Consider the following 19,016-nt stretch of genomic DNA (forward strand, 5'->3'; position numbering starts at 1 on the left):
TGGCGGTGTCGAGACGCGAAAACACCGCCAATCGTGTGCACTCACGGGAGGGGGGCGGGGGAGAATGGGCGCCATGCACGACGACGGGCGGTGGGATCACGCGATGGGGCTCGCGCTCGACGAGGCGCGGGCCGCCCTGCTGACCGGTGACGTGCCGGTGGGTGCGGTCGTCGTCGGGCCGGACGGGGTTGTGCTCGGTCGCGGGCACAACGCGCGGGAGGCGACCGGGGACCCCACCGCGCACGCCGAGGTGCTCGCGCTGCGCGAGGCCGCGGCCGCCGTCGGCGAGTGGCGCCTGGCCGGCACGACGCTCGTCGTGACGCTCGAACCGTGCGCGATGTGCGCCGGTGCGATCCTGCTCGCGCGCGTCCCGCGCCTCGTCCTCGGGGCCTGGGAGCCGAAGTCCGGGGCGACCGGGTCCGCCTGGGACCTGGTGCGTGACCGCCGGATGAACCACGTCGTCGAGGTCCGCGGCGGGGTCCGCGAGGCCGAGTGCGCCGCGCTGCTCACGGACTTCTTCGCCGGGCACCGCGGCACCGACCGTTAGTCGAGCGGCGCGGGCATGTGCGCCCGCTCCCCGTCGCGGTCGAAGATGGTGAGGATCTCGGCCGGGCCGCCGACCGCGCCGATCGAGTGCGGGATCATCGTCGAGAACTCGGCGGCGTCGCCGGCCTCGACGAGCATCTCGCGGTCGCCCAGGTAGACGCGCATGGTCCCGGACAGCACGGTGAACCACTCGCGCCCGGGGTGCACGCCCTGGTGCTCGGGGCCGTACGCGTGGTCGGGGGAGAACCGCATCTTGGCGATCGTCACGCCACGCACGGTGGTCTCCCGCGACATCAGCCAGGTGGTGATGCCCGCGCGGTGCTGGGGCTCAGGGCGGATCACGACGTCCTCGTCGTCGACCGCCTCGAGCAGGTGGTCGATGGTCGTGTCGAGGGCGCGGGCGATGGGAACCAGCTGGTCGAGTGCGATGCGCCGGTGGCCGGTCTCGATGCGGCTGAGCGTCGACGGGCTGAGGTAGCAGCGGGCGGCGAGCGCGTCGAGCGACCAGCCCCGCGCGACGCGCAAGCCGCGGATGCGCTGGCGGATGACGGCGTCGAGGTCCGGCCGGGCAGGTTCTTGCTTCATGCGCAAGAGTCTATGCCTGTGAGGCAAAGGGCGTCTACCGTGGTGGACATGAGCCACGCACACCCCGCCCACGCTGCGCACGCTGCCCACGTCCACGCCGCACACGCTGCCGCCGACCTGCCCGCGCTGCTCGACCTCGACGCCGAGGTCCTCGGCGCCTACCTGCCCGCCGTCACGGCCTGGACCGCCGAGCACGTCGCAGACGTCAGGACCGTGGTGGACCTGGGCGCCGGCACGGGCGTCGGGGCGCGAGCGCTCGCGGAGCAGTTCCCCGAGGCAACCGTGTTGGCGCTCGAGCGCGCACCGGCGATGCTCGCGCGACTCGAGGCGATCCTCGCCGGCGCTCTGGCCGGGCGCCTCGAGGTGGTCGACGCCGACCTCGACGCCGCCTGGCCCGCTCTCGGGCCCGTCGACCTCGTCTGGGCAGCCAGCTCCCTGCACGAGGTCACCGATCCAGCCCGCGTCCTCGCCCAGGCCCGCGACCTGCTCCATCCCGGCGGGGCGGTCGTCGTCGTCGAGATGGACAGCCTCCCGTGGTTCCTGCCCGACGACGTCGGTGCTGGTCGTCCCGGCCTCGAGGCCCGGTGCCACGCCGCTCTGGCCGCGGCAGGCTGGAACGCCGTCCCCGACTGGGCGCCGGTCCTCACCGGTGCCGGTCTAGAGGTCGTGGCGCGGCGGCAGTTCCCCGTGCAGGTCGGACCGGGAGCCGCCCATGCCGAGGAGTACGCGCGCGCGACCTTGCAGCACCAGCGTCGGGCGCTCGACGGCGTGCTCGCAGCCGCCGACCTTGCTGCCCTCGACGACCTGCTGGCCGATCACGGTCCGGACGCCGTCCTGGCGGGAGAGCGCCTGACCGTCCACGGAAGCCGCGTCGCCTGGCTCGCCCGCCGTCCCTGATCCTCGCCTCACCCTCGTCTCGAAGGAGCCCCCCCATGACCCCGACCACTCACCACACCGCCACCGACCCGACCTTGCACGACGTGGTCGTCGTCGGCGGGGGAGCCGCAGGCCTCAGTGCAGCGGTGACCCTCGCGCGCTCCTTGCGCGACGTCGTCGTCGTCGATGCCGGTGAGCCCCGCAACGCGCCCGCCGCCGGGGCACACAACCTTCTGGGACGCGAGGGCGTCTCCCCGCTCGCGCTGCTCGAGGCCGGACGCGCCGAGGCGAGGGCCTACGGCGCCCAGGTGCGGGACGGGCGGGTGGCTTCGGTGGCCCGAACCGACGACGGCTTCACCCTCACGCTCACCGACGGCGGGGTGCTGACCGCCCGCCGCCTGGTGCTGGCGACCGGGCTCGTCGACGAGCTTCCCGACGTGCCGGGTGTGCGCGAGCTCTGGGGTACCCACGTGCTGCACTGCCCGTACTGCCACGGGTACGAGGTCCGCGGTCGATGGATCGGCGTGCTGGGCACCAGCCCGAACGCGCTGCACCAGACGTTGCTGCTGCGCCAGCTCAGCGACGACGTCACCCTGTTCCTGCACGAGTCCCCCGAGCCCGACGACGAGGGCTGGGAGCAGCTCGCCGCGCTCGGCGTGCGTGTCGTCACCGGTCGGGTGCGCGAGGTGGCGCGCGACGGCGAGTGCCTGCGCGCCGTCGTGCTCGAGGACGGACACGTCTTCCCCGTCAACGCTGTCGCCGTGCAGCCGCGGTTCGTCGCCCGCACCGAGCTGTACGAGCAGCTGGGCGGGGAGGTGACCGAGCATCCCTTCGGCAGCTTCATCACGCGAGACCCCGCGGGAGCGACCACGGTGCCGGGTGTCTGGGCCGCGGGGAACGCGGGTGACCTCACCGCCATGGTCGGGGCCGCGGCCGCGCAGGGCGTCATGGCGGGCGCGGCGATCAATGCCGACCTGGTCCAGGAGGACGTGCGGTCCGCGGTTGCTGCGCGGCGGAGGTCGCTCACGTCGACGGGTGCGGCCAGCTGAGACACCGTGCTGCCCCCTCATGCCGGGGCCGACCTCGTCGATAAGACACACATGGAGGCGCTGGGAGCCTCGCCGCCGAGCGGCTCCCGGCGCCTTCCCCCATGTCTGGAGCGGGTCCGTCGCGGGACCCCGCCGCCGTTCACGCGCTCAGACGAGCGCGTCGATCAGTCCCTGCAGGATCTCCGAGGTTCCGACCTCGACCTTGACCGTGGCCCGGTCGTCGGCCCGGGTGGCCCCACGGTTGACGATCACGAGGGGCTTGCCGGCCTTCGCCACGTGCCGCGCGAAGCGCAGGCCGCTGTGCACCGTGAGCGACGAGCCGGCGACGAGCAGCGCGTCGGCGTCGTCAACCATCGCGAAGGCCGCCGCGACGCGCTCGCGCGGGACCTGCTCGCCGAAGTACACGATGTCGGGCTTGAGGATCCCGCCGCAGATCTCGCAGTCGGCGACGCGAAACCCGGCGGTCTGCTGGATCACCGCGTCGGCGTCGGGAGCGATCTCGATGTCCTCGACGGCGCCCTGCTCCTCCCGGAACCCGGGGTTCAGGGCGGCGAGGCGGACGTCCAAGGATTCACGTGAAACAACGTTGCCGCAGGTCAGGCAGACCACCCGGTCGTAGGAGCCGTGCAGGTCGATCACGCGCCTGCTGCCCGCGACGACGTGCAGCGTGTCGACGTTCTGCGTGACGATGCCGGTGACCGCGCCGGCCTGCTCGAGCGCGACGAGCGCCCGGTGACCCGCGTTCGGCTCGGTGCGGCCCACGTGCTGCCAGCCGACGTGGTTGCGGGCCCAGTAGGTCCGGCGGAACGTCTCGCTGCCGAGGAACTGCTGGTAGGTCATGGGAGTTCGCGGCGGCGACCCAGGCCCGCGGTAGTCGGGGATCCCCGAGTCCGTGGAGACGCCCGCGCCGGTCAGCACGGCCGTCCGCCGCCCGCGCAGCACGCGCACGACGGCGTCGAGCGCGTCGGTCGTCTCCGTGCGGGTGTGGGCGGTATCCGGCATCGTTTCACCGTACGACGGCGGTGCTCACCCCCGCCCGTCCGAGCCCCGGCGATGTGGCGAGCACCACGCGTGAGACCGCCCACGTGCGGGACTTCTGGCCGCGCCGCAGGGTCTGCATAGTCCTACCGTGGTGCGCATGACTGTGCACGCTCCTGAGCAGGACCGCCGGTTCTTCGGTCATCCGCTCGGTCTCATGACGCTGTTCGGCACCGAGCTGTGGGAGCGGTTCAGCTACTACGGGATGCGCGCCATCCTGCTCTACTACCTGACGGACACGATCGCCAACGGCGGTCTGGGCTTCGACGAGAACACCGGCCTCGCGGTCACGTCGATCTACGGCGCGTCCGTGTACCTGCTGTCCGTCGTCGGCGGCTGGCTGGCCGACCGCATGATCGGCGCCCGCCGGGCGACCCTCTACGGCGGGATCGTCATCGCGCTCGGGCACGTGCTCCTCGCCGTGCCGGGGGGCCCGGCGTTCTCGTTCGCCGGCATCGTGGGCGTCGCGATCGGCACCGGTCTGCTCAAGCCGAACGTGTCGTCCATGGTCGGTGAGCTCTACACGCGCGGCGACGACCGCCGCGACGCGGGCTTCTCCATCTTCTACATGGGCATCAACATCGGGTCCCTCGCGGCGCCCTTCCTCGTCGGGATCGCCCGCGAGGTCGGCGGGTACCACGCCGGGTTCCTCGTCGCCGCCGTCGGGATGGCGCTCGCGCTCACGGCCTTCGTGCTCGGCCGTCGTCAGCTCGCGGGCGCGGGCGAGGACGTCGAGAACCCCATCACGCCCGAGGACCACCCGGCGCTCGTGCGCGGCGGCCTCGCGATCCTCGCCCTCATCGCCCTCATGGGCCTGATCTCCCTCGCCGTCACCTCCACCCAGGCGGGCGGCCTGTCCTTCGGGGCCGACGGCGTCGTCAACATGATCAGCTACCTAGCCTTCGCGGCGCCCGTCCTCTACTTCACGGTCATGCTGCGCTCGCCCAAGGTGACCCGGCCCGAGCGCTCGCGGGTGGTCGCGTACATCCCGTTGTTCGTCGCCGCGATGCTGTTCTGGATGATCTTCGAGCAGGCCGCGTCGTCCCTGTCCGCGTTCGCGAAGTCCCGGACCGAGCTCGAGGCGTTCGGCACCACGATCTCGCCTGAGTTCTTCCAGTCCGTGAACCCCGCCTCGATCATCATCCTCGCGCCCGTGTTCGCGTACGCGTGGGTGCGGTTCGGGGAGCGCGGGCCGTCCACCGCGGTGAAGTTCGGGACGGGGCTCGCGCTCGCGGCGTCGTCGTTCCTGTTCCTGTCGTTCATGACGGCGCAGGCCGGGGAGGACCTGGTGCCCGCCTGGGTGCTGGTCGTGACGTACGTGATCCAGACGCTGGGCGAGCTGTTCCTCTCGCCCGTCGGTCTCGCGGCCACCACGCTGCTCGCGCCGCGGGCGTTCCGCTCGCAGGCCATGGCGCTGTGGTTCCTCGCGCCGTCCGCCGGCCAGGCCATCACCGCGCAGATCGTGTCCGCGACCGAGGACCTGTCGAACAACTTCGCCGCGTACTTCGGCTGGATCGGCGGGATCACGCTCCTCATCGCGGGGGCGTTCTTCCTCCTCGCGCCGTGGATCACCCGCAAGATCCGCGAAGGCGAAGAGGTCGAGGAAGCGGTCGAGCCGGGCGCTGGGGAGCCGTCGATTTAGCCGATCGGGCCCCCGCCAGGTACTCTTCTGGGCGAGGTAGCGTGTCCGAGCGGCCTAAGGAGCACGCCTCGAAAGCGTGTGTGGGTGAAAGTCCACCGTGAGTTCGAATCTCACCGCTACCGCCACCCGGGTGCTGACTCAGCTCAGGACCCGTGCACCGCCAAGACCCCCGTCAGGGGCCCGTGAGGGTTCCGAGCGGGGGTCTTGTCGTGAGGCTGGGCGCGGCGTACGCGCCCGATCACGCCATCGACATCCTTCGCCGTGTGGCACTCGCAGCCGGCGACCGGGCAGGATGGCGGCGTGCCTCCCCCTGCTGCGCCGGTGATCCGCCGCGCCGACCTCCTCGGCACTGACGCGGCCGGCGTGGGCCGGCTCGTCCGTGACTACCTCGGGCAGACCGAGCGCGAGAAGGCCGAGCACCAGGCGCTGGCCCCGGGCACCTTTCGGGCGGGCGGCGATACGTCACCGCTCCCCGAGCGCTACCGCCCCGAGGTCGAGCACCCGCGCCGCGCCTACCGCAACGCCGTCGTGCACGTGGCGGAGCTCGCCGGGAGGCTCGTGGGTGTCGTCGTCGGGCAGCGCGCAGGCGACGCCTGGGAGATCAAGCGTCTCTGGGTCGATCCTGAGGCTCGAGGGCTGGGAGCGGGGGTCGCGCTGCTGGACGCTGCGGTGCGGGGGCAGGACCGGCCCGTGCGCCTGACGGTGTGGGAGTGGCGCACGGGCGCGCTGGCGCTCTACCGGAGCCGCGGATTCTCCGTCATCCCGTCCTGGGACGGCAGGACCGGTCTGGTGTGCCTGGAGCGGCCGCCCGCTACTTCGTCAGCGTCAGCAGCATCTCCACGGTCCCCGCGTCCTCGACCTTGACGAACCCCAGGTCCGGGGCGCTGACGTCGTAGTCGGAGAACGTCACGGGGATGGCCCCCGACACCTCGACGCCGGCTGCCGTCGTCTGAGCGTCGAGGTCGACCACGACCTCCTGAGTGACGCCCGCGACCGTGAGGTCGCCCGTGGCCTGGACCGACGCGACGCCGTCGGCGACCGCGGCGATGTCGACCGGCTCGGTGAGGGCGAAGGTGGCCGTCGGGTGCTCGTCGGTCTTGAGGATGTCGAGGAACTGACCGTCCCGGCTGCCGCTGTCGGTCGTGATCGTAGTCATGGAGACGGTGACGTCGGCCGCCGTGAGGTCGGTGCCGGCGATCGTGACGGACCCCTCGACGTCAGAGGTGCGGCCCACGACGGTGACGTCCTGACCGTTGAGCACCTCGTCGACGCGGTACCCGGCCTGCGAGGCGTCCGCGACCGTCCAGGTGCCGGCGAGGTCCTCGACCGCGGGCGCCTCTTGAGGGGCGGCGTCGGCGCTCGGCGTCGAGAGGCTCAGTGCCTCGGGCGCGCGGTCGTTGCGGACCTTGGCGTAGATGGCGGTGCCACCCCAGACGATCCCGGCGAGCACGACCAAGGCGGTCAGGGCGATGACGAGCTTGCGCTTCATGGTGGTTCCCGTCGTGAGCAAGGGCGGCCTTGTCGATCATGCAACATCTTCCTGTGGCGCCGCTGGGGGGCGTCGGTCCCTCTAGCGTCGTGTCACCGCCCCGTGGTGTCATCGTCGTGACTCCCCGCGCCGACCGGGCGCGGGGCCGCTGGCGAAGGGGCAGACCATGGCGCGCATCCTCTCCACCCTGTTCGTCTCGCTCGACGGGGTCGCCGAGATCGACCCGGACTGGCACTTCCCGTACTTCGACGACGAGATGGGCGCCGCCGTCGGCGAGGACTACGACGCGGCCGACGCGCTTCTCCTCGGCCGAGTCACCTACGACAGCTTCGCGGGCGCGTGGCCCGAGCGCGAGGCCGCGGGCGGCGACGACGCCGCGTTCGCCGCCCAGCTCGGAGACACCCTCAAGATCGTGGCCACGCACAGCGAGCGCGCGCTCGGCTGGCGCAACGTGGAGTCCGTCGACGACGTCGTCGCGGCCGCCCGCTCGCTGCGCGAGGACGAGAGCGTCGGCACGGTCGTCGTCCCCGGGTCGATCTCCGTGGTCCGCCAGCTGCTCGCGGCCGGGCTGCTCGACGAGCTCCGGCTGTTCGTCCACCCCGTCGCTGCGCGGCACGGGAAGCGGCTGTTCGACGAGGGCGAGGGCCTCTACCGCATGCGGCTCGTGCGCACGCAGGCCTTCCCCAAGGGCGTCGTGAAGCTCAGCTACACGCTCGGCGAGGCCGAGTGACGGACGAGCGCGCCGACGTCGTCCCGGTCGCGGCACGGACGCGTGACGGACGCGCGACCTGGGGCGAGATCCGCACCACGACCGGCATCCTCCGGAGCATGGAGAGCTGGCTCGCGGCGCTCGTTCTCGGGTTGGCGGGGCTCGGGCTCCTCGTGTCCGGCGTGAACGAGGGTTCGTGGCCGGCCCTGGTGTCGGGCGGGCTGTTCGTGGTGGCCGCGGTCCTCGCCCGGCGGGGAGCCAGGGCCTTCCAGCGCCGGTCGGCCACGATCGTCGACGTCGACCGTCCGTCGTTCCTCGTCAACCGGCCACGCGACTACCTCCCGGAGATCGCGGCGCTCGCCGGAGCCCTCGCCGCGGTGGCCGCGGCGGTCGTGCTCATGGCGCTGACGTCGTAGCCGCCGCTCGACTCAGGCGACCTGGAGCGTCGTCAGGCAGGTGGGGCTGTCCTCGCGGGTGGAGATCTGCTGCTCGCCGACGAGCTGGCCGTCCGAGAGCGTGACGCGCAGGGTGGCGTCGATGTCGCGCGGCAGCCACACGCCGACGAAGCCGTTCTTCTCCGTCGCGCGGGTCTCGTCGACGAGGGTCTCGCCCGTGGCGTCGTCGACGATCTGCACGGTGACGGGCTGCTCGATGATCTCGCCCTGGCAGGTCGTCAGGGAGTGGAAGAAGCAGTCGTGGGTCTGGGAGACGTACGGCGCGAACGACAGGTAGAACTTGTCGTCGGGCAGGGGCAGTGACGTCTCACCCGAGGCGTCCGAGAGCAGCAGCTCGGTGGGCCGGATCGACGCCATGAGCGCCTCCGGGCGGTCGGTCCCTCCGAGAGTCTCGAGGTGCTCGATCACCGCCGTGGCGTCCATGCCCTCGAGGTCGTAGGCCGAGAGCAGCGTGTCGGGCGCCGGGGCCGACGACGCCGTAGCCGGCGCGCTCGGGCCCGTCACGGTCGCGGGGCCGTCGGGGTCGGTGGACGAGGTGCACCCGGCGAGCCCGAGGGTGAGCGCGACGGCTCCGGCCAGGGCGGCGGTGCGGCGGCGGGTGCGGGTGAGCGGGAACAGCATGGCGGATCTCCTGAAGCGTCGTGGCAGTCCATCGTCTCCCGGAGACGCCCGAAGTCCCAAGGACCAAGGTCGCTGCCGCCTCCGGACCGGCTGGGGCAGGCAAGCGCTACGGCGCAGGCTTGGTCCAGGTGACCGCGTAGCGCCACAGGGGCAGGCGGGTCCAGCGGCTTCCGGGGAGCGCGGCGCGGGCAGCTCGGCGCACCTCGGCGAACGTGTGCGGCGGCGGCCAGACGGTCGGCGCCGTGTGCTCCCAGTACTCCCGCCGCCGCACCAGGAGCCGGTGCTGCACCGCGCCGATGCCGCTGTATGCGGCGTCGAGCAGGCTCGCCGAGCGCGCGAGTCCGACGACGACGAGCACCCCACCCGGTGCGGTGAGCGCGGCGAGCCGGCGGAGCGCCGCGTCGAGGTCGGGCAGGTGGTGCAGGGTCGCGACCGAGGCGACGACGTCGAACGCGCCGGGCGTGAACGGGTGGGTCAGGACGTCGCCGTGCACCCAGGTGACGTCGGCCCCGGTGCGGCGTGCCGACGTCAGCACCTCGGCGTCGCTGTCGAGCCCGGTCACGTCCGGCACCACGCTGCGGAGGTCACGGGCGAGCAGGCCGTCCCCGGTCCCGACGTCGAGCGCCGTCCGCGCTCCGGCAGGGACGGCGTCGAGCACGAGCCGGTGGTAGTGGAGGTTGTGGTTCCAGCGCGCGTCGGTGCTCACCCGGACACCGTCTCGCTCACGACTGGCCAGGGCAAGCAGGCGCGCGAGGCGTCAGGCGGGGGTGGGCATGGGCTTCAGCACGACGACCGGGATCTGGCGGTCCGTCTTGGTCTGGTACTGCGCGTAGTCCGGCCACACGGCGACCGCGCGCTCCCACCACACCTCGCGCTCCGCGCCCTCGGCGACGTGCGCGCGGTAGTCCCGGCGGACGGCGCCGTCCTGCAGCTCGACGTGGGGGTGCGCAACGAGGTTGTGGTACCAGACGGGGTGTGTCGGCGCGCCGCCCTGCGAGGCGACCACCGCGTACTGGCCGTCATGCTCGACGCGCATGAGTGGCGTCTTGCGGAGCTTTCCGCTCTTCGCGCCGACGGACGTCAACAGGATGATCGGGACCCCGCGCATCGTGTTCGCCTCGGCGCCGCCGGACGCCTCGAAACGCTCGGCCTGCTCGCGGGCGTAGTCGTTGGGGCTGGGGGCGTACTCACCGGAGAGAGGCATGGGGAGGGAACGCGTGCGGCGCGCGTCACATTCCCGGCGGTATGGCCGGTGAGTTTCGCGGGCCGGGCAAGTCTGTACTGCTGACGGTGCCCCGCTCCGGGGTGCTGCAGCGAGAGGAGCACCACCATGCCTGACATCGCCGTGTGCCTGTGGTTCGACGGCCAGGCCGAGGAGGCCGCCGAGCTGTACACCTCGATCTTCCCGAACTCACGGATCCTCAGCACCATCCCGTATCCCGAAGGTGCGCCGGGGCCGGCCGGGAGCGCCATGCTCGTGACCTTCGAGATCGACGGCCTCAAGGTCGAGGCTCTCAACGGTGGGCCGGAGTTCACGTTCTCCGAGGCCGTCTCGCTCGAGGTCACGGTCGACACCCAGGAGGAGATCGACCGGTACTGGGACGCCCTCCTGGCCGACGGCGGGCAGCCGAGCCAGTGCGGCTGGCTCAAGGACAAGTTCGGCATGTCCTGGCAGATCACGCCGCGCGGCCTCGAGCAGATGGCCCAGGATCCGGAGCGCTATCAGCGGGCGATGGCCGCGCTGATGGGGATGGTGAAGATCGACATCGCAGCGCTCGAGGCGGCTGCCGACGGCGCCCCGCAGCCGGCCTGAGCGCACGCCGTCACGTGAGCGTGACGGTCGCAGCGAGGCCCACGCCGGCGCAGAGGGTCGCGGACGCGGCGCCCAGGACGAGGGCGCGGCGCCCCGTCCGCACGAGCCGCACGACGTCGACGCTCGTGCCCAGGGCGAACATCGCCGAGGCGAGCAGCACGTCGCGCAGCACACCGACGGCATCCAGGACGACGTCCGGGAGGAGGCCGGTCGAGCGCACGGCCACGGCGAGCAGGAAGCCGAGGACGAAGCCGGGCACGAGCGGTGGGCGAGCAGCGGGCACGCGCTCGGGGGCCGGAGCGGCTGCGGCCCGCCGGTCGCCCGTGAGCGAGACCAGAGTGAGCAGCGGAGCGAGCAGGACGACCCGGGCGAGCTTCGCGACCGTGGCGGCGGCGAGCGCCGCACCTGAGAGGGCGCCGGCCGCCGCGACCACCTGCGCGACCTCCTGGACGCTCGCGCCGATCCACAGCCCCGCCTGCTCCGCGGACAGTCCGAGCAGGCTCGCCACGGCCGGAAAGGCGACGACGGCGACCGACCCGTAGACGGTCACGAGGGCGAGCGCGGTGCCGAGCGCCTCGTGCGCCTGGACGGAGTCCTCCTCGCGTGCGCCCCGGCCGGGTCCGGGGGCGACCCCGCGCATCGCGGCGATCGCCACCGCCCCGCAGATGGCGAAGCCGGTCGCCACGTACAGGCTGGTCAGCGCCGGGACGCGCAGCGCCCGGCCCAGCGCGGACGTCCCGACGAACGTGCAGGTGACGGTGATCGCGATCACCGTCAGCCCGCGCCACCCGAGCCCGACGAGCTGGTGCACCGAGAGTTGGAGACCGAGCAGCACGACGCCGGTGCGCAGGATCGTCCGCGAGGTCAGCGCGAGCCCCGGGAGCACACGGCGCGACACGGTGCGGGAGCGGAGGATCCCCGCAGAGCCGACGACGGCGCCGAGGAACATGGCGACCACGAGCGGCGACACCGACCCGGCCGGGAGCAGCGCGCCGGCAGCGATGCTCGCCAGGGCGGCGCAGGTCGCCAGCGCGACGCCCGGGAGCAGCGCGCGGGCGGTGGGGGAGAGGGGCACCTGCCTAACGTGCACCGTGCGGGGCCTGCGGAACATCACCCGCTCCGCTGGCGGGGTATAGCCTGAGCCTATGCCTGAGGAGAGCGGGTCGACCGAGGGGCCGCGGCGTCGGGCCCCCCTCGCGGCGCTCGAGGTCCTCGTCGCCACGGACGCCCACGGATCGATCAGCGGCGCTGCTCGTGTGCTCGGGGTGTCCCAGCCGAGCGCGTCAGCGAGCCTCGGGCGGCTCGAGCGCCTGCTCGGGCTCGAGCTCCTCGCGCGCGGCACGCGCGGCACCCAGCTCACCGACGCCGGACGAGCCGCCGCGACCTGGGCGCGCGACGTCCTGCTGTCCTCCGACAGCTTCGAACGCGGCGTCGCGGCGCTGCGCGAGGCTCCCTCGCCACGGATCAGGCTCGCCGCGAGCATGACGGTCGCCGAGTACCTCGCGCCGCGCTGGCTCGCGCAGCTCACGCACGAGCACGCCCACCTCGACGTCGAGCTCGTCGTCCGCAACTCGCACGACGTGATGGACCTCGTGCTCGCGGCCGACGCCGAGCTGGGCTTCGTCGAGGGCCCCTCGGTCCGCCGAGGGCTGCGCAGCCGGATGCTGGTCCGCGACCAGCTGGCCGTCGTCGTCGGGCCGGAGCATCCCTGGGCGCAGCGCCGCCGCCGCCAGGCCAGCATCGAGGAGCTGGTCACGGCGCCGCTCGTGGTGCGCGAGGCGGGCTCCGGCACGCGCGAGGTCCTCGAGCGCGCACTGCGGCGACACGGCGCGGAGCTGCCGTCGCGCCTGCCCCACCTGGGCTCCACGTCGGCGCTCAAGACCACCGTGCAGTACTCCGACGCGGTGACCGTGCTCTCGCTGCTCGCGGTCGAGGACGACCTGGCCCGCGGGGCGCTGGTTCAGATCGAGGTGCCCGAGCTCGAGCTCGGCCGGACGCTGCGGATCGTCTGGAAGGACGGCGCGGAGATGTCGGCCCCGGTGCGGGCCATCGCGGCCCTGGTCACGCGCCGTCGCTGACCCGGCCCACGCCCCGACGCACAAGAATGGGCACTCTCTGTCGCTGGGAGCAACAGAGAGTGCCCATTCTTGGCCGGCGGCGCGGCGGCGCGGCCGGAGGGGGCTCGTCAGACTCGGGTCTGGGTGGCCAGGGGACAGGCCCAGACGTCGATGCCGCCGCGGCCGACGCGGTTGATGTAGCCGGTGACCGCCTTGTAGGACTGCACCATGGTGGTCTCGGTGTACCGGACCCCGAGCTGGTCGCAGTACTCCTTGACCATCGGTGCGACGCGGCGCAGGTTGGGGCGCGCCATCGACGGGAACAGGTGGTGCTCGACCTGGAAGTTGAGCCCGCCCATGAAGGTGTCGACCCAGCGGCGGCCCGTGACGTTGCGGCTCATCAGGACCTGACGGCGCAGGAAGTCGATCTTCTGGTTCGCGGGCACGATCGGCATGCCGATGTGGTTCGGCGCGAACGACAGGCCCATGTAGAGGCCGAACACCGCGAGCTGGACACCGATGAAGGCGAACGCGATCCCGGGGGAGAGCACCCAGAACACGAACACGAAGAAGCTGATGAGGCGCAGCAGGATGAACGTGAGCTCGACCCAGCGGCGTTTGACGGCCTCGCTGGGCGTGAGGACCCGCTTGATCCCCTGGATGTGCAGGTTGATGCCCTCGAGCAGCAGCAGCGGGTAGAAGAAGTAGCCCTGCTTCGTGGCGAGCCACCGCGTGAGCGGCGTCTTGCGGGACTCGACGGCCTCGGTCGTGAAGGCGAGGACGCCCGGGTCGATGTCGGGGTCGATGCCGATCTTGTTGGGGGCGTTGTGGTGCTTGTTGTGCTTCTTCTGCCACCACCCCAGACCCATGCCGGCGTACAGGTTGACGACGATCAGCGAGACCCACTCGTTCCAGGACCCGGAGACGAAGATCTGGCGGTGCGCGGCGTCGTGACCGAGGAAGGCGATCTGCGTCATGAGGAGCGCGAGGGCGACGGCCGTGACCATCTGCCACCAGCTGTCCCCGATGACGACGAAGACGATGGCCAGGGCGAGACCGGCGGCGGTGAGTCCGATCAGCTTGGACCAGTAGTAGCCGTACGCGCGGCGCATGAGACCGGCGGCCTTGACGCGTGCGGTGAGCGCGGTGAAGTCGCTCAGGTTGCGGGCCTGCGCGGTGCCGCGCGCGGGACGCGTCGGTGCGTCCTCGGCTGCTGCGGCGGGTGCGTCGGAGGGGGCGGTCGATGGCGGGCGGACTGTGGTCATGCCGCCTCCTGATTCTTCGCAAGGAGTGCGTCCCGGATGGAACTTTGTCCAGTCTTGCACGCTTGTCCAGCGTCGTCGCTGGCTCGTCCACGTGTCGAGGCGCCCTCAGGCGGGGCGTTCGGCGCGCGCCTTGATGCCTCGCAGCATCGCCTGGCTCATGAGGAAGCTCACGAACGACACCGGTTCCACGAGCAGCCCGACGCTCCGGTGGGGATAGCCGTAGCGCTCGCGCACCACGAGGCGCGTGCTGCCGTCAGGCGCCGGGCGCAGCACGAACGCCCAGCTGAACGCGAGCCCCCCGGGCGTGGGAGCCCCGCGGAGGACGAGCGCCCGGTCCGGGTCGATCTCGCTCACCACGAGCGGGTCGGCATTCGGGTGCAGGCGGACCTCGTCCCCCACGGCCAGGTCCTGCCAGCGCGCCTCGATCCGGTTGGCCGAGTGCACGTCACAACCGACCAGGTTCTCCAGGACGTCGTAGCTGTAGAAGCCGCCGCGCCCCTGCCCGAGCTGGACGAGCCACGGCCACACGCGGTCGGCGGGAGCGTTGATCGAGACGGCCCGGGTGCTCACGTGCCCGGCCGCAGGGACGACGTCGTCGCCCGGGAGCGTCGCGTCGAGCTCCGCCTCGGTCGCCCCCCACTGCAGCGCCCACGTGCGCAGCACGGGGACGACGGCGAGCGCGCCGGCCGCGAACGTCACCAGCACCTCGCTCGGACGGGGTAGCGGGACGGTGAGCGAACGACGCGGTCGGGCCATGGGCCCACTCGATCACGCACGACGCCCCTCGGCAAGGGACGTCCGGACCGCGGCCGAGGCGCGCGGGGGTCCGTTAGCCTGCGGACATGCTCGTCCCGTCCGCAGCCGCCCTGCTGCCGCACGCTGTGCCGTTCGTCGATCCCGAGGACTACCGGGCAGTCCCGATCGAGGCACCTGCGTGGCATGGCGCCCTGGTCTGGCTCGCGGTCGTCGTGGCCCTCGTGGTCGTCGGGGTGGTCGCCGGGTGGGCGGTGCGGCGCCGGAGCCTCGCGCTCACGCTCCCCGCGCCCGACCTGCGCCGCGGCCTCGTGCTGCTGCTCAGCGCGGCGGTCGTGGTCGGGGGCCTCTCCGCGGCCTCGACGATCCTGGGGGACGAGGCGTACCGCGAGTCGCACGGGGACGGCTACGAGCGGGAGCACATCGCCGAGCAGGCTGCTCTGGTCGCCCTCCAGGAGCACTACGGGGTCAACCTCGTGCACCCCGACGGCGGCGACGCCTGGCTGCCGTCGTACCCGGACGATCCCGAACCGGTTCGCTACGTCACGGCCGACGGCGAGCTGAGGGGCGGCTGCGAGATCGCCGTCCGCGGGGCGGAGTACACGCTCCTCTGCGGCGGACAGGAGTTCTCCCCTCAGGTGCTCCTCGCCGGAGTCCCGCAGACCTTCACCCTGATGGACCGCGGCTCGCTGCTACCGACGCACCTCCTGACGGTGGCGAAGAACGTCGGGACAGCGCTCGCGATCGTCATGACGATCCTTTTCGCCTGGGGATCACTCGGCGTGCGACCGCGGGACATCGAGAGCGAGCCGGACATGGTCGCGCTCGCGGAGAAGATCGAGGCGCAGTGGGCCGAGGCCGGCGACGCCACGCCCAGCGCCGCGAGCCTCGAGGGGCTGGTGGCCGAGTACGAAGCGCGGGTGCGGGCCGCCCAGCGCCCCTACCGGCGGGCTGCCATCGGCATCCTGGCCGGCTTCGTCGCGAGCGTCGCGGCGTTCTGCGCCGCGGTGTGGGCCTCCGACGAGTACGGCACGGACCCGCCGTGGGCCTACGACGTCGGCGTGGCCGAGAACGGACTCGTCGCCGAGGTCGCCGACTACTACGGCCGTGCACCGCTCGACGGGTTCAGCCCGGAGCTGGTCACCTCAGAGGCGGTGACCGGGAGCATCTGGAAGCACCCCGCGGGCACCCACGACGGCGCCGAGTGCTTCTTCGTGCGACGCTCGGCCTTCGTCCTGGTCGAGTGCGAGACCTCCCCGCACCCGACGCTCGTCCGGGCCGCACCGAACTGATCGGCGCGGCCCGGACGGACGGTCGAGGTCACGGCAGTCGGCGGTCCCCGGGGTGCGCGACGCGCAGCCAGCGGTAGCCGTAGCCCTCGAGCTGGACCTCGGCCGTGCCGTCGTCGGCGATCTGCAGGTCGGTGGAGCCCAGCAGGTCGATGAGCGGCAGGCCGCCGATCCGTTCCGCGGTGTCCTCGTCCGTAGTCAGGTCGAGGTGCACCGTCGCGGGCTCAGCGCTGAAGTTGTGCAGCGCGACGATCGAGGCGCTCGCCTCGGAGCCGTTCGCCCGCCCCTCGTTGCCCTGCCCGGACCACGAGCACCGGTGCGCGAGCACGGCATGGTTCGGCTGACGCAGGACCGTGAACGAGCCCCAGCCCAGCTCCGGGCACTCGCGGTACCGCTGGATGAGCTTGGCCATGAACGCCCACAGGGAGTCCGGGTCGCGCTTGGCGTCCGCCGCGTTGACGTGCTCCGGACCGAACCCGCCGTCGACGACGCGCGCGACGAGCTGGTCGCTCGGGGCGTGGGAGAAGCCGGCGTTCTCCCCGCCCGTCCACTGCATGGGCGTGCGCACCGCCATGCGGCCGTCAGCGTCGAGGTTCTCGCCCATGCCGATCTCCTCGCCGTAGAACAGCACGGGCGTCCCCGGCATGGAGAACAGCAGCGAGTACGCCATCCGGACCCGGCGCGGGTCTCCCGCGAGCATGGGGGGCAACCGCCGCTTGAGGCCGCGCCCGAACAGCTGCATGCGCTCCTCGGGACCGAACGCGTCGAACACCTCCTGGCGCTCGTCGTCGGTCAGCTTGTCGAGGGTGAGCTCGTCGTGGTTGCGCAGGAACGTCGCCCACTGGTTGTCGGGGTTGATCGTGGGGCGGGAGCGCAGCGCCTTGGCGAGCGGGCGGGCGTCGCCCCGCGCGAGCGAGAGGTACGTCTGCTGCATCGCGTTGAAGTCGAACATCATGGTGAGCTCGTCGCCGCGGGTGCCCCCGAAGAACGTCTTCTGCTCCGGGTAGGGCAGGTTCACCTCGCCGAGCAGCACGGCGTCACCGCGGCGACGCTGCACGAACCGCCGCAGGTCCCGCAGGAACTCGTGCGGGTCCGTCGGGTCCTCGTTCCCCTCGACGCTGCGGCCGACCGTGTTGAGCATGTACGGCACAGCATCCACCCGGAAGCCGTCCACCCCGAGCTCCAGCCAGAACCCCATGGCCTTCGCGATCCCGTCCCGGACCTTCGGGTTGGCGCCGTTGAGGTCGGGCTGGTGCTTGTAGAAGCTGTGCTGGTACCACTCGCCCGTGGGCTCGTCCTTGGTCCAGATCGAGTTCTCCTGGTCGGGGAACACCACCTGGTCGGACGTGTCGGGCGGCGGGTCGGAGCGCCAGACGTAGAAGTCACGGAACGGGTTGTCCTTGGACTTCCGGGCCTCGAGGAACCACGGGTGCTGGTCGGAGGTGTGGTTGACCAGGAAGTCGACGATGACGCGCATGCCGCGGTCCCGCGCCGCGCGCAGGAACTCGACCACGTCGCCGTGGTCGCCCAGGCGGTCGTCGACGCCGTAGAAGTCCATGACGTCGTAGCCGTCGTCGCGGTCCGGGGTCGGGTAGAACGGCATGAGCCACAGGCACGTGACCCCGAGCTCGGCGAGGTAGTCCACGCGTTCGGTCAGGCCCAGGAAGTCGCCCACGCCGTCGTCATTGCCGTCCATGAACGTCTCGACGTCCAGGCAGTACACGACGGCGTTCTTCCACCACAGGTCAGAGGTCTCGGCGGTGCGCACAGGTCAGCCTTCCGTCAGCAGGGGCAGGACGTCGCGGCCGAACACGTCGAGGTAGGTCGACTGGTCCTGGCCCACGTAGTGCAGGTAGATCTCGTCGAAGCCGAGCGCGGCGTACTCGCGCAGCCACAGCAGGTGCTGGTCCGTGGACGCGGAGACGCGCACGGCCGCCCGCACGGCGTCGGGTCCGACGTCGCGCGAGGCCTCGTCGAACTCGTCCGCGGTCGCGAGGTCCCAGCACAGGGGCGGGGCGAACGTGTTGGTGCGCCACTGGTCCATGGCGATCGCGAGCGCCTCGTCCTCGGTCGGCGCCCAGGACAGGTGGACCTGCAGCACGAGCGGACCGCGGCCGCCCGCGTCCCGGTAGGCCGCGATCATCTTGCGGAGCTTGTCGTGCGGCTGGTTGATCGTCACCAGGCCGTCCGCCCAGGCGGCCGACCGGCGCGCGGTCTCGACGCTCACCGCGGGCGCGATGAGCGGGACTGGCTCGGCGGGGCGGTCCCAGATCCGTGCCCGGTCCACCCGGATGAACCCGTCGTGCGTGACGGTCTCGCCCGCGTGCAGCCGCCGGATGATGTCGACCGACTCCTCCAGTCGCCGCTGCCGGCTCTCCTTGTCCGGCCAGATGTCGTTCGTGACGTGCTCGTTCATGTTCTCGCCGCTGCCCAGCGCGGCCCAGAAGCGACCCGGGAACATCTGCCCCAGGGTCGCCGTGGCGTGCGCGATCACGGCCGGGTGGTACCGCTGGCCGGGGGCGTTCACGACACCGAACCGCAGCGACGTCGTCGCGAGGGCCGCGCCGAGCCACGTCCAGGCGTGCCCCGAGTGGCCCTGGCGCTCGGACCACGGCTCGATGTGGTCCGAGCACATGGCTGCCTGGAACCCGACACGTTCCGCGTGCTGCACGTCGAGGAGGAGCTGGCGGGGGGAGATCTGCTCGTGGGAGGCGTGGAACCCGTAGACCGTCATGCCTGGCATCGTCCCCCGGGCGGGCCGCGCCCGCACGAGGAGCGGACGACCCTCGGGGTGGTGCATCCGCTGCGGTAGCCTGCGCAGGACCGGCA

At 72.2% G+C, this 19,016-nt stretch carries 21 protein-coding genes and 1 tRNA gene; 11 read left to right on the forward strand and 11 right to left on the reverse strand.

Going from position 1 to position 19,016, the window contains the following annotated elements:
• The first annotated feature begins 73 nt into the window (after nucleotides 1-73).
• Nucleotides 74-547 (forward strand): nucleoside deaminase, encoded by a 474-nt coding sequence (locus tag BMZ30_RS00590; RefSeq protein ID WP_229828361.1) that lies wholly within the window; start codon nucleotides 74-76, stop codon nucleotides 545-547.
• Here BMZ30_RS00590 and BMZ30_RS00595 read toward each other — a convergent pair.
• A complete protein-coding gene (locus BMZ30_RS00595) occupies nucleotides 544-1,131 on the reverse strand; it encodes a helix-turn-helix domain-containing protein (protein WP_093374182.1) in 588 nt (195 codons plus the stop codon). The two genes, BMZ30_RS00590 and BMZ30_RS00595, sit on opposite strands and share 4 nt — an antisense overlap.
• A gap of 48 nt (nucleotides 1,132-1,179) precedes the next feature.
• Between BMZ30_RS00595 and BMZ30_RS00600 the strand changes: the two genes are divergently transcribed.
• Together BMZ30_RS00600 and BMZ30_RS00605 are read left to right on the forward strand one after the other, a co-directional pair.
• Nucleotides 1,180-2,028, forward strand: a complete 849-nt coding sequence (locus BMZ30_RS00600) for a class I SAM-dependent methyltransferase (RefSeq protein WP_143073091.1) — start codon at nucleotides 1,180-1,182, stop codon at nucleotides 2,026-2,028.
• Between the two features lie 35 nt (nucleotides 2,029-2,063).
• Nucleotides 2,064-3,056, forward strand: coding sequence for an NAD(P)/FAD-dependent oxidoreductase (locus tag BMZ30_RS00605; RefSeq protein ID WP_093374184.1), 993 nt, complete (start codon nucleotides 2,064-2,066; stop codon nucleotides 3,054-3,056).
• A 147-nt stretch (nucleotides 3,057-3,203) separates the two neighbouring features.
• Here the strand turns inward: BMZ30_RS00605 and BMZ30_RS00610 are convergent, their stop codons facing one another.
• Complete coding sequence (locus BMZ30_RS00610) at nucleotides 3,204-4,058, reverse strand: NAD-dependent protein deacetylase (RefSeq protein ID WP_093374185.1); 855 nt, start codon at nucleotides 4,056-4,058, stop codon at nucleotides 3,204-3,206.
• Nucleotides 4,059-4,194: 136 nt separating this feature from the next.
• On the opposite strand from BMZ30_RS00610, the gene BMZ30_RS00615 reads away from it, so the two are divergent.
• The 3 genes from BMZ30_RS00615 to BMZ30_RS00625 all read left to right on the forward strand — a co-directional run bounded on the left by BMZ30_RS00615 (nucleotide 4,195) and on the right by BMZ30_RS00625 (nucleotide 6,600).
• Nucleotides 4,195-5,736 (forward strand): peptide MFS transporter, encoded by a 1,542-nt coding sequence (locus BMZ30_RS00615; protein ID WP_093374186.1) that lies wholly within the window; start codon nucleotides 4,195-4,197, stop codon nucleotides 5,734-5,736.
• A 35-nt stretch (nucleotides 5,737-5,771) separates the two neighbouring features.
• Nucleotides 5,772-5,861, forward strand: a tRNA-Ser gene (locus tag BMZ30_RS00620).
• Between the two features lie 175 nt (nucleotides 5,862-6,036).
• Entirely contained in the window at nucleotides 6,037-6,600 is a 564-nt protein-coding gene (locus BMZ30_RS00625; RefSeq protein WP_229828359.1) for a GNAT family N-acetyltransferase, read from the forward strand.
• On the opposite strand, the gene BMZ30_RS00630 is transcribed toward BMZ30_RS00625, so the two are convergent.
• Nucleotides 6,548-7,225 carry a YceI family protein gene (locus BMZ30_RS00630; protein WP_093374187.1) on the reverse strand — a complete coding sequence of 226 codons (678 nt, stop codon included), beginning with the start codon at nucleotides 7,223-7,225 and terminating at the stop codon, nucleotides 6,548-6,550. The two genes, BMZ30_RS00625 and BMZ30_RS00630, sit on opposite strands and share 53 nt — an antisense overlap.
• Nucleotides 7,226-7,391: 166 nt before the next feature.
• On the opposite strand from BMZ30_RS00630, the gene BMZ30_RS00635 reads away from it, so the two are divergent.
• Both BMZ30_RS00635 and BMZ30_RS00640 read left to right on the forward strand, forming a co-directional pair.
• Entirely contained in the window at nucleotides 7,392-7,955 is a 564-nt protein-coding gene (locus tag BMZ30_RS00635; RefSeq protein WP_093374188.1) for a dihydrofolate reductase family protein, read from the forward strand.
• Nucleotides 7,952-8,350: a hypothetical protein gene (locus BMZ30_RS00640; protein WP_093374189.1), complete on the forward strand. Its 399-nt coding sequence runs from the start codon at nucleotides 7,952-7,954 to the stop codon at nucleotides 8,348-8,350. The genes BMZ30_RS00635 and BMZ30_RS00640 overlap by 4 nt, the downstream gene beginning before the upstream one ends.
• 12 nt (nucleotides 8,351-8,362) lie before the next feature.
• Here BMZ30_RS00640 and BMZ30_RS00645 read toward each other — a convergent pair whose 3' ends face one another.
• The 3 genes from BMZ30_RS00645 to BMZ30_RS00655 all read right to left on the reverse strand — a co-directional run bounded on the left by BMZ30_RS00645 (nucleotide 8,363) and on the right by BMZ30_RS00655 (nucleotide 10,214).
• Entirely contained in the window at nucleotides 8,363-9,010 is a 648-nt protein-coding gene (locus tag BMZ30_RS00645) for a CueP family metal-binding protein (protein WP_093374190.1), read from the reverse strand.
• Between the two features lie 106 nt (nucleotides 9,011-9,116).
• Nucleotides 9,117-9,716, reverse strand: coding sequence for a class I SAM-dependent methyltransferase (locus BMZ30_RS00650; protein ID WP_093374191.1), 600 nt, complete (start codon nucleotides 9,714-9,716; stop codon nucleotides 9,117-9,119).
• A gap of 51 nt (nucleotides 9,717-9,767) precedes the next feature.
• Nucleotides 9,768-10,214: a nitroreductase family deazaflavin-dependent oxidoreductase gene (locus BMZ30_RS00655; protein ID WP_093374192.1), complete on the reverse strand. Its 447-nt coding sequence runs from the start codon at nucleotides 10,212-10,214 to the stop codon at nucleotides 9,768-9,770.
• Between the two features lie 126 nt (nucleotides 10,215-10,340).
• Between BMZ30_RS00655 and BMZ30_RS00660 the strand changes: the two genes are divergently transcribed.
• Complete coding sequence (locus BMZ30_RS00660) at nucleotides 10,341-10,823, forward strand: VOC family protein (RefSeq protein WP_093374193.1); 483 nt, start codon at nucleotides 10,341-10,343, stop codon at nucleotides 10,821-10,823.
• A 10-nt stretch (nucleotides 10,824-10,833) separates the two neighbouring features.
• Here the strand turns inward: BMZ30_RS00660 and BMZ30_RS00665 are convergent, their stop codons facing one another.
• Complete coding sequence (locus BMZ30_RS00665; protein WP_219810159.1) at nucleotides 10,834-11,898, reverse strand: YeiH family protein; 1,065 nt, start codon at nucleotides 11,896-11,898, stop codon at nucleotides 10,834-10,836.
• Nucleotides 11,899-11,968: 70 nt separating this feature from the next.
• Between BMZ30_RS00665 and BMZ30_RS00670 the strand changes: the two genes are divergently transcribed.
• Entirely contained in the window at nucleotides 11,969-12,901 is a 933-nt protein-coding gene (locus BMZ30_RS00670; protein WP_093374195.1) for a LysR family transcriptional regulator, read from the forward strand.
• A gap of 107 nt (nucleotides 12,902-13,008) precedes the next feature.
• Here the strand turns inward: BMZ30_RS00670 and BMZ30_RS00675 are convergent, their stop codons facing one another.
• On the reverse strand, nucleotides 13,009-14,145 hold the full coding sequence (locus tag BMZ30_RS00675) for a fatty acid desaturase family protein (protein WP_093374196.1): 1,137 nt from the start codon (nucleotides 14,143-14,145) through the stop codon (nucleotides 13,009-13,011).
• A 105-nt stretch (nucleotides 14,146-14,250) separates the two neighbouring features.
• A complete protein-coding gene (locus BMZ30_RS00680; RefSeq protein ID WP_229828357.1) occupies nucleotides 14,251-14,901 on the reverse strand; it encodes an SRPBCC family protein in 651 nt (216 codons plus the stop codon).
• 86 nt (nucleotides 14,902-14,987) lie between these two features.
• On the opposite strand from BMZ30_RS00680, the gene BMZ30_RS00685 reads away from it, so the two are divergent.
• Nucleotides 14,988-16,190, forward strand: a complete 1,203-nt coding sequence (locus BMZ30_RS00685) for a hypothetical protein (protein ID WP_093374197.1) — start codon at nucleotides 14,988-14,990, stop codon at nucleotides 16,188-16,190.
• A gap of 28 nt (nucleotides 16,191-16,218) precedes the next feature.
• Here BMZ30_RS00685 and BMZ30_RS00690 read toward each other — a convergent pair whose 3' ends face one another.
• Nucleotides 16,219-17,955: an alpha-amylase family protein gene (locus tag BMZ30_RS00690; protein WP_093374198.1), complete on the reverse strand. Its 1,737-nt coding sequence runs from the start codon at nucleotides 17,953-17,955 to the stop codon at nucleotides 16,219-16,221.
• Nucleotides 17,956-17,958: 3 nt separating this feature from the next.
• Nucleotides 17,959-18,921, reverse strand: coding sequence for a TIGR03885 family FMN-dependent LLM class oxidoreductase (locus BMZ30_RS00695; protein ID WP_093374199.1), 963 nt, complete (start codon nucleotides 18,919-18,921; stop codon nucleotides 17,959-17,961).
• Between the last annotated feature and the right edge of the window lie 95 nt (nucleotides 18,922-19,016).

The organism is Flavimobilis marinus (assembly GCF_900113055.1).
Lineage (GTDB): Bacteria > Actinomycetota > Actinomycetes > Actinomycetales > Cellulomonadaceae > Flavimobilis > Flavimobilis marinus.

What these genes read in the sequence shown, in the direction of transcription:
- BMZ30_RS00590 (WP_229828361.1), top strand. Translation starts at nt 74, where the DNA reads ATGCACGACGACGGGCGGTGGGATCACGCGATGGGGCTCGCGCTCGAC.
- BMZ30_RS00595 (WP_093374182.1), bottom strand. Translation starts at nt 1,131, where the DNA reads ATGAAGCAAGAACCTGCCCGGCCGGACCTCGACGCCGTCATCCGCCAG.
- BMZ30_RS00600 (WP_143073091.1), top strand. Translation starts at nt 1,180, where the DNA reads ATGAGCCACGCACACCCCGCCCACGCTGCGCACGCTGCCCACGTCCAC.
- BMZ30_RS00605 (WP_093374184.1), top strand. Translation starts at nt 2,064, where the DNA reads ATGACCCCGACCACTCACCACACCGCCACCGACCCGACCTTGCACGAC.
- BMZ30_RS00610 (WP_093374185.1), bottom strand. Translation starts at nt 4,058, where the DNA reads ATGCCGGATACCGCCCACACCCGCACGGAGACGACCGACGCGCTCGAC.
- BMZ30_RS00615 (WP_093374186.1), top strand. Translation starts at nt 4,195, where the DNA reads ATGACTGTGCACGCTCCTGAGCAGGACCGCCGGTTCTTCGGTCATCCG.
- BMZ30_RS00630 (WP_093374187.1), bottom strand. Translation starts at nt 7,225, where the DNA reads ATGAAGCGCAAGCTCGTCATCGCCCTGACCGCCTTGGTCGTGCTCGCC.
- BMZ30_RS00635 (WP_093374188.1), top strand. Translation starts at nt 7,392, where the DNA reads ATGGCGCGCATCCTCTCCACCCTGTTCGTCTCGCTCGACGGGGTCGCC.
- BMZ30_RS00645 (WP_093374190.1), bottom strand. Translation starts at nt 9,010, where the DNA reads ATGCTGTTCCCGCTCACCCGCACCCGCCGCCGCACCGCCGCCCTGGCC.
- BMZ30_RS00655 (WP_093374192.1), bottom strand. Translation starts at nt 10,214, where the DNA reads ATGCCTCTCTCCGGTGAGTACGCCCCCAGCCCCAACGACTACGCCCGC.
- BMZ30_RS00660 (WP_093374193.1), top strand. Translation starts at nt 10,341, where the DNA reads ATGCCTGACATCGCCGTGTGCCTGTGGTTCGACGGCCAGGCCGAGGAG.
- BMZ30_RS00670 (WP_093374195.1), top strand. Translation starts at nt 11,969, where the DNA reads ATGCCTGAGGAGAGCGGGTCGACCGAGGGGCCGCGGCGTCGGGCCCCC.
- BMZ30_RS00675 (WP_093374196.1), bottom strand. Translation starts at nt 14,145, where the DNA reads ATGACCACAGTCCGCCCGCCATCGACCGCCCCCTCCGACGCACCCGCC.
- BMZ30_RS00680 (WP_229828357.1), bottom strand. Translation starts at nt 14,901, where the DNA reads ATGGCCCGACCGCGTCGTTCGCTCACCGTCCCGCTACCCCGTCCGAGC.
- BMZ30_RS00685 (WP_093374197.1), top strand. Translation starts at nt 14,988, where the DNA reads ATGCTCGTCCCGTCCGCAGCCGCCCTGCTGCCGCACGCTGTGCCGTTC.
- BMZ30_RS00695 (WP_093374199.1), bottom strand. Translation starts at nt 18,921, where the DNA reads ATGACGGTCTACGGGTTCCACGCCTCCCACGAGCAGATCTCCCCCCGC.